Below are 13,545 nucleotides of genomic sequence, written 5' to 3'. Positions count from 1 at the left end.
CACCCGTCGTAGAGCATGCCCAAAAGTGTGGCGGAGCCGCGTTCTCCTTGCTCAGGGCGAGATCGGTCACGAGGAGTGCGGGGCGCTCACCCAGCCACTACCGGGCGAATTGGGTTAGGGGCACCAATATGAAGCCAAATGTGGTGTTCAGCGCCCAATGGCCGTTCCGCTGGTCGCTCCTAGCGTCGTTCTCACTGACGCATTCGGATCCCCGATCTGTAGGAGCGGAACATGAACGCGACACATGGCACTGCGGTCGGCCCGGGGCAGACCGTGCCGAACGGCGCTTTCCCGAGTGGCAACGGATCGTCCGGGGTGGAGCCGCCGGTACTGGGCGGACCGGAGCACTCCGACTACTACCTGCTGGACAAGCTGCTCACCGACGAGCAGCGGGCTCTCCGGGAGAAGGTCCGCGAGTTCATGGACCAGGAGGTCACCCCGATCATCAACCCGTATTGGGAGCGGGCGGAGTTCCCCTTCGAGCTGGTGCCCAAGCTGGCGCAGCTGGACATCGCGGGCTTTCAGATCTCCGGTTACGGCTGCCCGGGGATGAGCAATGTGACGGCCGGCCTGGCGATTCTCGAGCTGGCCCGGGGCGATCTGAGCATCTCGACGTTCACCGGGGTCCACTCGGCCCTGGCCATGATGTCGATCGCGCTGCTCGGCTCCGAGGAGCAGAAGCAGCGCTTCCTGCCGCCGATGGCGCGTCTGGAAAAGATCGGCGCCTTCGGCCTGACCGAGCCCGCGCACGGCACGGACGTGGTCAAGCTGGAGGCGACCGCGCGCCAGGACGGTGACTCCTACGTCCTCAACGGTTACAAGCGGTGGATCGGCAACGCGACCTTCGCCGACTACGTGATCGTCTGGGCCCGCGGCGACGACGGGCATGTCGGCGGCTACGTGGTCGAAAAGGGCACACCCGGGTTCGACGCCCAGGTCATCAAGGGCAAAATGGCTCTGCGCTGTGTCCAGAACGCGCAGATCTCCCTCACCGACGTCCGGGTGCCCGCCGAGAACCGGCTGGCGAACGTGCACACCTTCCGCGACACCGAGAAAGTCCTGCTGGCCTCGCGCTTCTGCGTCGCCTGGGAGTCGATCGGCGCGGCCATCGCGGGCTACGAGACGGCTCTGGCCTATGCCAAGCAGCGCAAGCAGTTCGGGATGCCGCTGGCCGCCTTCCAGCTCATCCAGTACCGGCTCTCCCGGATGCTGGCGGACATCACCGACATGCTGTGCATGCAGTACCGGCTCAGCCAGCTCCTGGACGAGGGCGAATACTCGATGCCCCGGGTCGCGCTGGCCAAGATGCACTACACCGAACGGGCTCGGGCCATCCTCGCCGACGCTCGCGACATGCTCGGCGGCAACGGGATCCTGCTCGACTACCACGTCGCCCGGCACCTCTGCGACATCGAGGCGATCGACACGTACGAGGGCACCGACACCGTGCAGGCGCTGATCGTCGGCCGCGACATCACTGGCTACAGCGCCTTTGTGCCTGTGGCGCCGAGCCACTGACCCGGCGTGTACCGCGGCGCCCTGTTACAGCGAGCGGCCCCCGGGCGCCGCGTGCGACCGCACTGAGGACAAGGAGTAGTCATGAGCAACACGCCCCTCCTGGAAGGACTGCACGTCGTCGATCTCGCGAGCTTCATCGCCGGGCCCGCCGCGGCCACCGTCCTCGGTGACTTCGGCGCCGACGTCGTCAAGGTGGAACCGCCGCGCATGGGCGACGCGTACCGTTCGCTCAGCCGCGTCCCTCCCAACCCCCATGTCGAAGGGGTCAACTACCCCTGGCAGCTGGACAACCGCAACAAGCGCAGCATTGCGCTCAACCTCAAGTCGCCCGGCGCCCGGCCCGTGCTCGAGAGTCTGGTGCGGTGGGCCGATGTGCTGGTGACCAACTTCCCGCCGCGGACGCGCGAGAAGCTGGGCCTGGAATACGACGCTCTGGCCCCCCTCAATCCCCGGCTGGTCTACGCCGATGTCACCGGCTTCGGCGAGGTAGGTCCGGATGCGCATCTGCCCGGCTTCGACGTGACGGCGTACTGGGCGCGCAGTGGCCTGATGGACCTCACACGCCAAAGGGACGTGCCGCCGGCCATGAACGCGTTCGGATCGGGCGATCACTCCACGGCGATCACCCTGTTCGCCGGGATCATGACCGCGCTGTACCGGCGGGAGAAGACCGGCCAGGGCGCACGGGTCACGGCCTCGCTGCTCTCCGAAGGCGCCTGGGCGGCGAGCATGTGGCTGCAAGCCGTACTGGTCGGGGCGAATCCCCCCCGACCCATCGACCGGACCGACCCGCCCAACGCGCTGGCGAGCACATACCGCACGGCCGACGACCGCTGGATCGTCCTCGGCTTCGCCAACGAGGACAAGCAGGTCCCGCCCTTCCTCAAGGCCATCGGTCATCCCGAGGCGGCGGAGAACCCGCGCTATGCCGACACCCCGAGCCGCCACGCCCACGCGGCCGAGATCGCCGCCCTGCTGGACAAGACGTTCGCGACTCGCTCCCTGGCCGAGTGGCGCGAGCTGCTCGACGCCGCGGGCCTCACGTACGGAATCGTCCAGACACTCGAAGAGTGCGCTCAGGACCCCCAGCTCCTCGCCAACCGGGTGTTCGTGCCGATCGACGACGGCAGCGATGACCCGCACCTGACCATCGACAGCCCCGTCCGACTGGACCAGGAACCGAAGGTCCGTCCGGGCCCGGCCCCCGACCTGGGCGAACACACCGAGTCCGTGCTCCGCGACCTCGGCTTCGACGCCGCCGGAATCGAGGAGCTGCGCAAGGCCGAAGCCATCGACTGACGCCACAGCCCAGCCGCGCGAGAGAAGACGAGAGAAGCGCGAGAGAAGAAGGGAAACACCATCATGACCACGGCCACGGACCCGCCGACCGTACGGACTGAGGAGAAGGACGGCATCTTCGTGATCACGATCGACCGGCCGAAGGCCCGCAACGCCGTCGACGGGGCCACCGCCCGAGCCCTGGCCGCCGCCGTCGACCACCTCGAGGCCCGCGACGACCTCCTGGTCGGCATCCTCACCGGTGCCGGCGGCGTCTTCAGCGCCGGCATGGACCTCAAGGCCTTCGCGGCCGGCGACAAGCCCATCGTCGAAGGACGGGGCTTCGCGGGGATCACCCGCGCCCAGATCAAGACCCCGCTGATCGCCGCCGTCGAGGGCTATGCGCTCGGTGGCGGAACCGAGATGGCGCTCGCCTGCGACATGATCGTGGCCGCGCGGAACGCCACCTTCGGCCAGACCGAGGTCCACTACGGCATCGTGCCGCCCGAAGGAGGCATGGTGCGCCTGCCCGAGCGCATCCCGCGCAATATCGCCCTGGAGCTTCTGCTCACCGGCGAGCCGTTGCCCGCCGAGCGCGCCGAGCGATTCGGCCTGGTCAACTACCTCACGGAACCGGGCCAGGCCCTGCAGCGAGCCCTGGAACTGGGCACCAGCATCGCGCACAACGCGCCCCTGGCCGTGGCGGCCGTCAAACGCGTCGTCAACGAGCGGCGAGCGTTCAGCGACCAGGACGCCTTCGTCGAGCAGGACCGGATCGCCGCACCGGTTCTGGCATCCCACGATGCGCAGGAGGGCGCCCATGCCTTCGCGGAAAGGCGCTCACCGCAATGGCAGGGCCGCTGACGCCGGCCCCGCCCGGCAGGTGCTTGCCGTCCCCACCCGGCAGGTGCTTGCGGGCCCCGCCCAGGCACAGCCGCCTTCGCACCGCAAGGAAGGGTGACCAACGATGACCGAGCAGTCCACCGTCCGAAGCGTGACCTACGATCTGCTGCGGACTCTGCGCCTCACCACGGTCTTCGGCAATCCCGGCTCCACCGAGCAGACGTTTCTGCAGGATTTCCCGGCGGACTTCACCTACGTACTGGCGCTGCAGGAGGCCTCCGTCCTGGCGATGGCCGACGCCTTCGCGCAGGTCACGCAGCGCCCGGCACTGGTCAACCTGCACTCCGCGGCCGGTCCGGGCAACGCCATGGGAAGCCTGATCGCGGCCTACCACGGGAACACTCCCTTGATCGTCACCTCGGGACAGCAGCACCGTGAACTGGTGATCGGGGAGCCATATCTGGGCAACCGGGAGGCCACCACGCTGCTGAAGCCGTGGGTGAAGTGGTCCTACGAGCCGGCCCGCGCCCAGGACGTACCGGAGGCGTTCATGCGGGCCTATGCGGTCGCGCTGCAGCCTCCGGCAGGACCGGTCCATCTGTCCCTTCACATGGATGACTGGAACGAGCCGCTGTCCGCCTTCGCGCGGGTGCGGACGGTGAGTGCCCGGGTCGCTCCCGATGCGGAACGGCTGCGCGGTTTCGCCGATCGCATCTCCGCGAGCCGGCGTCCCGCACTGGTCTTCGGGCCGGATGTGGATCGCGCCGGCGGATGGGACGGGGCCGTGGCTCTGGCGGAGAAGCTGCGCGCTTCCGTCTACGGCTCCCCGCTGCTCGACCGCGCCTCCTTCCCGGAGGACCACCCCCTCTTCCGCGGCCCGCTCGGGATGTCCGTGAAGACCGTCGGCGACCGGCTGACCGGGCACGACCTGGTGGTCGTGATCGGCGCGGAGGTGTTCCGGTACTACCCCTACGTGCCCGGCGACTACCTGCCCGCAGGCACCGAACTGCTGCAGATCACCGCGGACCCCGATGCGGCCGCGGCGGCACGCGTGGGCGACAGCCTCATCGGCGATCCCAAGACGGCGATCGAGCTGCTCCTGGACATGGTCGAGAAGGGATCCGCACGCGCCATGCCCGAGCCGATGGCGCGGCCCCGTGAGCTTCCACGGGTGCCGAGCAGCCCCCTCACCCCGCCGGAGGTGTACGCCGCCCTCAGCAGGGTCAGGCCGCCCGACGCGGCCATCGTCAACGAATCGACGTCCACCATGGCCCAGCAGGTCGAGTGGCTTCCGACGGTCAGGTCCGGCTCGTTCTTCGCCACGGCCAGTGGGGGCATCGGCTGGGGCACCCCGGCAGCGGTGGGAGTCGCGCTCGGCGACCGGGACAGCGGCGTCGACCGGCCGGTGGTCGGCCTGATCGGCGACGGCTCCTTCCAGTACTCCGTGCAGGCCATCTGGACGGCGGCGCAGCACAGCCTCCCGATCGTGTACGTGGTCATGCGGAACCAGGAGTACTCCATCCTCAAGTCGTTCGCGGTACTCGAGGAAACGCCAGGCGTTCCGGGACTCGACCTGCCGGGGCTCGACATCGCCTCCGTGGCCCGCGGCTTCGGATGCCGTGCGGTCGACGTGGCAACCGCCGAGGATCTGGAGCGGGAGTTCAAGACGGCGCTGACCGCCGGCACCACCACGGTCATCGTGGTCCCCACACAGCCTCAGAAAGCCATGTTGTAAGACCGTGTTGCAGTGCCTTGTTCGCACCGTGCCTTGTTCGCACCGTGCCTTATTCGGGGCAGGTGCGAAGGAGGGTCGAGCCGAGGTACTGAACGGCGCGCAGCGCGACTTCCAGATCGGTGTGCCCTTTCTGGACGGGGTGTCCCATGATTTCCTCGGCTTTCCGGATGCGGTACTGCACGGTGTTCTTGTGCAGAATTTGAGCGCTGGCGGTAGCCGTATAACTGCAGCCGTTGTCCAGGAAGATATGCGCGGTCTCCCGAAGCCGTGCGGAGTTCTCGTCATCGACGGCCAACGGACCCAGGATGCCCCACACCCAAGCACGCATGTCGTCGATGTTCGTGGCCATCAGGGCGATGGGGCCGACATGGGAGAAGTTTGTGAACTGGGGTGCTGGATTGGCCAATGCCGCAAGTTCCTGCGTGCGCAGTGCCTGCCGGTGCGTGGAGCGGAATCCCTCGATTCCGTAGCCCACGCATCCGGCGCACATGCGCACGGAGGGATCGCTCTGCTCGACGACATTCGACACCTGTTTCCAGGAGACGTCGCAGTGCGAGCCGAGCGGCAGCCAGGCCCAGGACACAATGGCATCTCGGGGGACGAGCAACGGCCTGGCAGGACAGCCCAGCTTCTGGGCGATCTCGTTGATGATCCGGTGGAGTCGAGCAAGTCCCTCACCCCCACCCGTCAGTGTGGGCAACCAGGCTACGAGCCCGAGGTGATGCTGCCGGAGCCGGTAACCAAGGGCTGGTTCAGCCCAGTTGAGGTCGACGTCCTTCTCGGCGAGGATGTCTCGCACGCGCGCGGCGCGCGCCGCGGTCTGGCTGAGCAGCCAGTGATCGCGTTCCTGCTGGTAGACCACGATGACCTGCTCGGATACCCGGTCGATGTAACCGAAGCTCACCTGCAGCATGCGCCGGTTGGTCGCGGTGGCGAGCTCCTCGTCGGCGTCCTGTCGGTTGAGTTCGCTCAGACACCACTGCAGAAAACGCCAGTGGCCGATCCTGTAGGCCCTGACCATCGCGCTGAGGGGGATACCCCGCTGAGCCAGCCTCCTGGCGTACTCAAGAGCAGCCGCAGGCGCCTCGATCTTGTCCAGAGTTATGTCGTTCTCGAAAATGTGCAGCAACGTGGCAACATTTTCCGCGATGCTCGCCTTCAGGATTTTAATGACGGTTACGTCGCCCCTGAGCTCCGGGATCTCGGCAATAACGTACGCACCTACGTCGCGGCTGACCTCCGTGATGTGTGACCCCACGTTCTCCGCAACCACGGACAGTTGCTTCGCGGCCTCGGGATGCTCCGCAGCCATATTTCAAGCTTACAGAGTGGTTCATGATCCACCCACTTCCCCGGGATGCGATAGGCCGGACTCCGGCCGGCCTGTGCGATGACCGCCGGCGGATTGGTCCATCGGCACCAATTCCCACCCGAGGGTCGTAGTGCGCGCCCAGTGGCTTTCGTACGGTCCAGGCATAGCCTCTTCCAGCGGACGGAACCGTCCGGCGTTCGGCCTGCGGGGATCGACCGGCCTGTCCGGGCAGAACAAGATCTGCCCCATCCCGTCGAGGGCGAGGGCGATACCGGCATTCCTACCGATCCCGCTGGGCTGCGTGGCCGAAAGACCCAGAAATTCGAGGAGAGGAGCTGACATGAACCTCGCATCCCACTTGGTGAGCAGCGCTCGGACTCATCCGGATCGCGCCGCGCTCCGTCTCGAGGACGCCGCCGTGTCCTATCGCATGCTCGACCAGGGCAGTGCCCGCATGGCCGGACTGCTCCACAACCGTGGCGTGCAGCCCGGCGACCGCGTCGCGATCATGCTGCCCAACGTGCCCGAGTTCGCCCTCGCTTACTTCGGCGTACTCCGGGCCGGCGGCATCGTCGTCCCGATGAATCCCCTGCTCAAGTCCCGCGAGGTCGCCTACTACCTCGACAACTCAGGCGCCCGGCTCCTGTTCGCCTGGCACGCCTTCGCCGACGAGGCGGGTGCCGGTGCACAGCAGGCCGAGGCCGAGGTGGTCGTTGTCGGTCCCGACGCATTCGACGAGCTGCTGGTGTCCGCCCCGCTCATCGAGGACCTGGCCGACCGGCACGAGGACGACACCGCGGTGATCCTCTACACCTCGGGAACGACCGGCCGGCCGAAGGGTGCCGAACTGACCCACGCCAACCTCACCCGCAACTGCGACATCGTGGCCACCGAGCTGCTCCAGCTCACCGCCGACGACGTGATCTTCGGTGGGCTGCCACTGTTCCACGCGTTCGGACAGTCCTGCACCCTCAACGCCGCCGTCGCCTCCGGCGCGTGCCTCACGCTGCTGCCGCGCTTCGACGCGGCGAAGGCGCTGGGAATCCTCGGCGAGCACGGGGTGACCGTCTTCGCCGGGGTGCCGACGGTGTTCAGCAGGCTGGTGCGGCAGCCCGACCGAGACGCCTACGACCGCCCCCGGCTCCGCGTGTCCCTCTCCGGCGGCGCCGCGATGCCGGTCCAGGTGCTGCACGACTTCCAGGCCGCTTTCGACTGCGTGGTGCTCGAAGGGTACGGACTGTCGGAGACCTCACCCGTCGCCTCGTTCAACACCCTGCGGGCCGGACCCAGGCCCGGTTCGGTCGGCACCCCGATCCGGGGCGTCGAGATGCGGGTGGTCGACAACGGCACGGAGGTACCGCACGGGGAAACCGGCGAGATCGCGATCCGCGGGCACAACGTGATGAAGCGGTATTGGCAACGCCCCGAGGAGACCGCCGCCGCGATCCGGGACGGCTGGTTCTACACCGGCGACCTCGGCCGGGTCGACCAGGACGGATACTTCTGGATCGTCGGACGGACGAAGGACGTGATCATTCGGGGCGGGTACAACGTGTACCCCCGCGAAGTCGAAGATGTGCTGTACGAGCACCCTGCGGTCGCCGACGCCGCGGTCATCGGCCTCCCCAACCCCGATCTCGGCGAGGAGGTCGGTGCGGCGGTCGTCCTCAAGCCGGGCGCCCGAACGACAGCCGAGGAACTGCGTGAGTACGTCAAGCGTCAGGTCGCCGCCTACAAGTATCCGCGGAAGGTGTGGATCACGGACGCGCTGCCAAAGGGACCCACCGGCAAGATCCTCAAGAGGGCGATCGTCCCGCCGGCCGAGCCGGACAGGCGATGAGGCGACCGGGCCGGCAGGGTCTGCGATCTTCCTGACGCCCGGAGATGCGTGGCGACGACGAGGCCATCGCCGCCTACCTCACCGCAGCCTTCGCCTGGGCCGCGGGCGATTTCGAACGCCGGACGCCCGGCGGCGAGGACTGCGTGGAGGTTCGGCTCATGGCCGCGGCACGGGCAGCCACGAACGGTAACGGCGCAGCGCGCGCCGCTGTACGAGTTGGTCGGTCACCAGCGCGCAGGCCGGTCGGGTGCCGAGCGCGGGTTCCGCTCCGCGGGCGATCCGGCGGATCTGGTGGCGGACCAGCGCCATGCCGGCTGCCGAGGCGAGGATCTTGTCCGACCAGGTCACCGGCCGCAACTGCCCGTCCGCTTCCCGGCCTTGCCGCCAGCGGTCGGGCAGGTCCGGCGTGACGGCGAGGGCGGTGCCGATGCCGATGAGCGCGACCCCGCCGGCGAGGACCTTCTCGGCGGTCTCCTGCCGTGTGATGCCGCCCGTGAGCATCAGCGGGAGCGGGCTGGTGGCGACCAGGTCCGTCGCCATGTCCAGAAAGTAGGCTTCGCGGGCCTGGGTACGCGCGTCACCAGGGCGACCGGACATGGCCGGGCTCTCGTAGCTGCCGCCCGAGAGCTCCACCAGGTCGACGCCGAGCGGTTCGAGCATCGCGATCACGCGCCGCGCGTCGTCGACGTCGAACCCGCCGCGCTGGAAGTCGGCCGAGTTGAGCTTCACGGCGACCGCGAACGACGGCGACACCGCGGCGCGGACCGCGCGCACGACGTCAAGGAGTATCCGGGCCCGGTTCTCCAGTGACCCTCCCCAGGCATCGGTGCGCCGGTTGACCAGCGGGGACAGAAACTGCGAGAGCAGGTAGCCGTGGGCTGCGTGCACCTCCACGCCGTCAAATCCCGCCTGCTCGGCGCGCGCCGCAGTGACCGCGAACCGTTCCACGGTGGCCTCGATCTGCTCCGGCGTCATGGCGGTCGGCCGGCCGAACCGCCTGCTGTGCCTGCCCAGTTCGACGCCTACCGCCGACGGCCCCCATACGACGCCGGGCATGTCGGCCTGCACCTGGCGGCCCGGGTGGTTGATCTGCATCCACATCGCCGCGCCGGCTGCCTTGCCGGCCTTCGCCCACTGGACGAACGGCTCCAGCGGCGCGGCGTCGTCGAGCACCAGGCCGCCGGGCCCGGTCAGGGCCTCGGCGTGCACCATGACGTTGCCGGTGATCAGCAGCCCCGCGCCGCCCGCGCCCCAGCGCCGGTACAGCGACAGCGACCGCTCGTCCGGCAGCTGCCCGACACCGGCCATCCCTTCCTCCATGGCCGCCTTCGCGATCCGGTTGCCCAGAACCGCCCCGGAACGCAGCGACAACGGCGAGAACAGCGCGCTCGACACCACGGCACCTCCACTTCACCCGATACGATGTATGCACCGCTCACATTAGGGCGGCAATGTAAGCAGCGTCAACTTCACGAGGGTGCACCATGCCGAAATCGAGCGGCCCCTACCATCACGGCGACCTGCGCGCCGCGTGCCTGCGCGCGGCCCGGGAACTGCTGGAGGAGGGCGGCAGCGCGGGGCTCTCACTGCGGGCGGTGGCACGGCGGGCGGGCGTCTCCCCCACCGCGCCCTACCGCCACTACGCCGACCGCGACGCACTCGTCTCCGCAGTCGCAGCAGAGGGCTACCGCGACCTCGCCGGATACCTGACCGCGGCGCACCCGTCCCCCTCGACACCCGCCGACCTGGCTGCCGTCGCCGTCGCCTATGTCCGGTTCGCCCTCGAACACCCGGCGCTGTTCCGGGCGATGTTCGCGGAACCCTGTGACCCCGACAACGATGAACGGGCCGCCGCGACGGCCGCCGTCTCCGAGTACGTCACCACCCTCGTCCGGCGCGCCTTCCCCGACGTCAGTGCCGCCGACGCCCTGTCGACCGCGGTCTGGGCGCTCGTTCACGGCCTGGCGTTCCTCTATCTCGACGGCAAACTCGACGCCTCCACACCCGACGTGATCGCCGATCAGGTGCACGCGACCATCCACGCACTGCTGGCCGCTTCAGGCACGGGAGGCCGCTGAGACCGCCTCACCCGCACCGCCGTCACGGAAAAACTACACAAGTAACTTGGCAAAGTTACTTGTGTAGTTCTATCGTGAGGCCATGAACACGAATTCCAGGCCGCAGCAGTCCGTCGCCGCCGCGCAGCGCCTCAACCAGGCGATCAAGCGGCTGCGCGCGCGACTGCGCACGGAATCCGGGCAGCACGCGACCGGGCTGACCGCCACGCAGCTCTCCGTGCTGGCCGGCGTGGTGCGGGAGGGCCCCGTCACCGCGGCCCGGCTCGCCGCGCTGGAGCACGTGAGCGCGCAGTCCATCGCGCAGAGCCTGGCGGTGCTCAAGGCCGCCGGGCTGGTCGGCAGCGAGCCCGATCCGCAGGACGGCCGCAAGAAGCTGATGCGCGCCAATCCCTCCGCGACCGAGCTGGTCGAGAAGCTGCTCGCGGGCCGCGCGTCCTTCCTGGCGCGGGCCATCGACCAGGTGGTCGCGCCGGACGAGCGCGAGGACCTGGAGAAGGCCATCGAGCTGCTGGAGCGCCTGGCTGCGGCCGATCTGAGCGACGGCGGCATATGAAAGCCGACACCACCCGGGCCGACGTTGCGGCACGCGGTCTCGCGCACAAGCCCTTCGCGTGGACGTTCACGACCCCGCTCTACGTGGGCTCCAGTCTCAATCCGGTCAACAGCTCCATCATCGCGACCGCCCTGGTGCCCATCGCCACCGAGCTGCACGTCTCGGTGGGCAGCACCGCCATGCTGGTCTCCTCGCTCTACCTGGCCAGCGCCATCGCACAGCCCACTGCGGGCAAGCTGGCGGAGGTGCTCGGCGCACGCCGGATCTTCCTCTCCGGCATCGTGCTGGTGCTGCTCGGCGGCCTGGTCGGCGGCCTCGGCCAGAACCTGGCGATGCTGACCGTCGCCCGGGTCCTGGTCGGCATCGGCACCTCGGCCGCCTTCCCCTGCGCGATGGTGCTGATCCGGCGCCGCGCTGAGGAGGCCGGCATGGACGCTCCGCCGGGCGGGGTGCTCGGCGGCATCGCGATCGCGGGCATGGCCACCGCCGCCGTCGGACCGCCGATCGGCGGGCTGCTGGTGGGCGCCGCGGGCTGGCGCTGGGCCTTCCTGATCAACATCCCGGTCACCGCGATCGCGATGGCGATGGCCATGCGCTGGCTGCCCAAGGACCCCGTGCCGGACCACGGACACAGCGGTTTCCGTAAGGTCGCCGACCGGATCGACCTGCCCGGCATCCTCGGCTTCGCCGCGTCGATGACCGCGCTGGTCATCTTCCTGATGGGCCTCCCCCGCGTCGAGTGGATCGCTCTCGCCGTCTTCGTCCTGGCCGCCGTGCCCACGGTCGGGTGGGAGCTACGGAAGACCACGCCGTTCTTCGACTTCCGCGGCCTGGCCGCCAACGGGGCCCTCGCCCGCACCTACCTGCGCCAGGCCCTCACCCTGCTCGGCGTCTACTCCGTGATGTACGGCATGACCCAGTGGATGGAAGCCGCACACGGGATTTCCACGGTGGGGGCGGGACTCCTGCTGCTGCCGATGGGCGCCGTCTCCGCGCTGCTCTCGCGCCCGCTCGCCACCCGCAACCTGGTGCGGGGACCGCTGATCGCCTCGGCGGTGACCATGCTGCTCGGCTCTGTCGGCATCATGCTGCTCACCTCGCACAGCCCGGCGATCGCGATCGTGCTGGTCTCCCTGATCTTCGGCGTCACATCCGCCGCCACCACGGTCGGCAACCAGACCGCTCTCTACCTCGCGGCGCCACCCGACCAGATCGGCACCGCCTCCGGGCTGTTCCGGACCTTCGGATACCTCGGCACCATCACCTCCGCCGTGATCGGCAGCATGGTCTTCCGCGACGGAGCGAGCGACCACGGCCTGCACACCCTCGGCATCGTGCTGGTCGCGGCGGGCCTCGCGGCCCTCCTGCTGACCGTCCTCGACCGCCGGCTGATGAACCGCGGCACGAGCCGCCGGACCGACGCCCCCCACACCCCCGAAACCCCCGACTCCACTGAAGACCTCAGGGAAAACCCCCGTAAGAACCCTCGCAACAACCCCCGTGAAAACCCCACCAAGGAGAATCTCGCGTGAGCACCCCCGCACTCCCCACGATCACCCCCGAGCGGACCGCCCTGCTGGCCATGGACTTCCAGAACGGGATCGTCGCCCTCGCCCCCGGCGCCGACGCGCTCGTGGAGCGGGTCAAGGGCTCCATCGCCGACGTCCGCGCCGCCGGCGGCACCATCGGCTACGTCCGCGTCGCCTTCACCGAGGACGACTGGGCAGCGGTCCCCGAGACCAACAAGACCTTCACCGCGGTCGCCGCGGCGAAGATGCTGCACGACGAGGACGCCGGCTCCCGGATCGACGAGCGGATCACGCCCGAGGACGGCGACATCGTCGTACGCAAGATCCGCATCGGCGCGGGCTCCACCACCGATCTCCACGAGCAGTTGAGCGACCGCGGCATCGACACCCTGGTGCTCGCCGGGATCAGCACCAGCGGCGTCGTCCTGTCCACGCTCATCGACGCCGCCGACCGCGACTACCGCGTCTACGTCCTGTCCGACGGCATCGCCGACCCCGACCCCGAGACCCACCAGGTACTGCTCGACAAGGTGTTCCCGTCCCGGGCCCACGTCATCGACACCGCCGGGCTGCGCGAGCTGTTGCGGTCCGCCTGACCCGGCAGCCCCAGGTCGACGAAGAGAACCACGCTCACCGCTGCGGCTGAGGGAAGACCACCCGGAGCCTTTGGACGCGTCCGTTCCGGCGGAACATGAGCCAGGGTCGGCGGGCAAGGGACTCGGCGCGTCCGTTGCGCAGCCGGATGCCGTGGAGCATGCCGGGCTCGGCGAACCAGCGTCCCTTGTCCTGGCCGGGCCTCGCGCTGACGACGGCGCGCCCTCGCCGCCCACCACCAGCAGCCCCAACTGCCGCACCTGGC

General features: G+C 69.1%; 11 protein-coding genes. 9 read left to right on the top strand and 2 right to left on the bottom strand.

Features of this window, described 5'->3' with window-relative positions:
- Positions 1-231 precede the first annotated feature (231 nt).
- The 4 genes from ACZ4S3_RS10790 to mdlC all read left to right on the top strand — a co-directional run bounded on the left by ACZ4S3_RS10790 (position 232) and on the right by mdlC (position 5,374).
- Entirely contained in the window at positions 232-1,518 is a 1,287-nt protein-coding gene (locus tag ACZ4S3_RS10790; RefSeq protein WP_467930148.1) for an acyl-CoA dehydrogenase family protein, read from the top strand.
- A gap of 81 nt (positions 1,519-1,599) precedes the next feature.
- Complete coding sequence (locus ACZ4S3_RS10785; protein WP_467930143.1) at positions 1,600-2,817, top strand: CaiB/BaiF CoA transferase family protein; 1,218 nt, start codon at positions 1,600-1,602, stop codon at positions 2,815-2,817.
- Between the two features lie 63 nt (positions 2,818-2,880).
- Positions 2,881-3,660, top strand: a complete 780-nt coding sequence (locus ACZ4S3_RS10780; protein WP_467930141.1) for a crotonase/enoyl-CoA hydratase family protein — start codon at positions 2,881-2,883, stop codon at positions 3,658-3,660.
- A 103-nt stretch (positions 3,661-3,763) separates the two neighbouring features.
- Positions 3,764-5,374, top strand: coding sequence for a benzoylformate decarboxylase (gene mdlC, locus ACZ4S3_RS10775; RefSeq protein WP_467930137.1), 1,611 nt, complete (start codon positions 3,764-3,766; stop codon positions 5,372-5,374).
- A 49-nt stretch (positions 5,375-5,423) separates the two neighbouring features.
- Here mdlC and ACZ4S3_RS10770 read toward each other — a convergent pair whose 3' ends face one another.
- Positions 5,424-6,686 (bottom strand): PucR family transcriptional regulator, encoded by a 1,263-nt coding sequence (locus tag ACZ4S3_RS10770; RefSeq protein WP_467930133.1) that lies wholly within the window; start codon positions 6,684-6,686, stop codon positions 5,424-5,426.
- Between the two features lie 340 nt (positions 6,687-7,026).
- Between ACZ4S3_RS10770 and ACZ4S3_RS10765 the strand changes: the two genes are divergently transcribed.
- The gene (locus tag ACZ4S3_RS10765) at positions 7,027-8,526 is read left to right on the top strand and encodes a long-chain-fatty-acid--CoA ligase (protein WP_467930128.1); all 1,500 of its coding nucleotides are present in this window, start codon (positions 7,027-7,029) and stop codon (positions 8,524-8,526) included.
- A gap of 156 nt (positions 8,527-8,682) precedes the next feature.
- On the opposite strand, the gene ACZ4S3_RS10760 is transcribed toward ACZ4S3_RS10765, so the two are convergent.
- Complete coding sequence (locus ACZ4S3_RS10760; protein ID WP_467931523.1) at positions 8,683-9,921, bottom strand: NADH:flavin oxidoreductase/NADH oxidase family protein; 1,239 nt, start codon at positions 9,919-9,921, stop codon at positions 8,683-8,685.
- An 89-nt stretch (positions 9,922-10,010) separates the two neighbouring features.
- Between ACZ4S3_RS10760 and ACZ4S3_RS10755 the strand changes: the two genes are divergently transcribed.
- From ACZ4S3_RS10755 to ACZ4S3_RS10740, 4 genes are all read left to right on the top strand, one after another.
- Complete coding sequence (locus tag ACZ4S3_RS10755) at positions 10,011-10,604, top strand: TetR/AcrR family transcriptional regulator (RefSeq protein ID WP_467930124.1); 594 nt, start codon at positions 10,011-10,013, stop codon at positions 10,602-10,604.
- Between the two features lie 82 nt (positions 10,605-10,686).
- Positions 10,687-11,157: a MarR family winged helix-turn-helix transcriptional regulator gene (locus ACZ4S3_RS10750; RefSeq protein ID WP_467930119.1), complete on the top strand. Its 471-nt coding sequence runs from the start codon at positions 10,687-10,689 to the stop codon at positions 11,155-11,157.
- Complete coding sequence (locus tag ACZ4S3_RS10745) at positions 11,154-12,689, top strand: MFS transporter (RefSeq protein ID WP_467930115.1); 1,536 nt, start codon at positions 11,154-11,156, stop codon at positions 12,687-12,689. Before ACZ4S3_RS10750 ends, ACZ4S3_RS10745 begins: the two co-directional genes overlap by 4 nt.
- Positions 12,686-13,282 (top strand): cysteine hydrolase family protein, encoded by a 597-nt coding sequence (locus ACZ4S3_RS10740; RefSeq protein WP_467930110.1) that lies wholly within the window; start codon positions 12,686-12,688, stop codon positions 13,280-13,282. The genes ACZ4S3_RS10745 and ACZ4S3_RS10740 overlap by 4 nt, the downstream gene beginning before the upstream one ends.
- Positions 13,283-13,545: the final 263 nt, after the last annotated feature.

This window comes from Streptomyces sp. NPDC028368 (genome assembly GCF_055565615.1).
This window is presented reverse-complemented; position numbering and strand designations above follow the sequence as displayed.

What these genes read in the sequence shown, in the direction of transcription:
- ACZ4S3_RS10750 (WP_467930119.1), top strand. Translation starts at nt 10,687, where the DNA reads ATGAACACGAATTCCAGGCCGCAGCAGTCCGTCGCCGCCGCGCAGCGC.
- ACZ4S3_RS10790 (WP_467930148.1), top strand. Translation starts at nt 232, where the DNA reads ATGAACGCGACACATGGCACTGCGGTCGGCCCGGGGCAGACCGTGCCG.
- ACZ4S3_RS10755 (WP_467930124.1), top strand. Translation starts at nt 10,011, where the DNA reads ATGCCGAAATCGAGCGGCCCCTACCATCACGGCGACCTGCGCGCCGCG.
- mdlC (WP_467930137.1), top strand. Translation starts at nt 3,764, where the DNA reads ATGACCGAGCAGTCCACCGTCCGAAGCGTGACCTACGATCTGCTGCGG.
- ACZ4S3_RS10780 (WP_467930141.1), top strand. Translation starts at nt 2,881, where the DNA reads ATGACCACGGCCACGGACCCGCCGACCGTACGGACTGAGGAGAAGGAC.
- ACZ4S3_RS10770 (WP_467930133.1), bottom strand. Translation starts at nt 6,686, where the DNA reads ATGGCTGCGGAGCATCCCGAGGCCGCGAAGCAACTGTCCGTGGTTGCG.
- ACZ4S3_RS10785 (WP_467930143.1), top strand. Translation starts at nt 1,600, where the DNA reads ATGAGCAACACGCCCCTCCTGGAAGGACTGCACGTCGTCGATCTCGCG.
- ACZ4S3_RS10745 (WP_467930115.1), top strand. Translation starts at nt 11,154, where the DNA reads ATGAAAGCCGACACCACCCGGGCCGACGTTGCGGCACGCGGTCTCGCG.
- ACZ4S3_RS10765 (WP_467930128.1), top strand. Translation starts at nt 7,027, where the DNA reads ATGAACCTCGCATCCCACTTGGTGAGCAGCGCTCGGACTCATCCGGAT.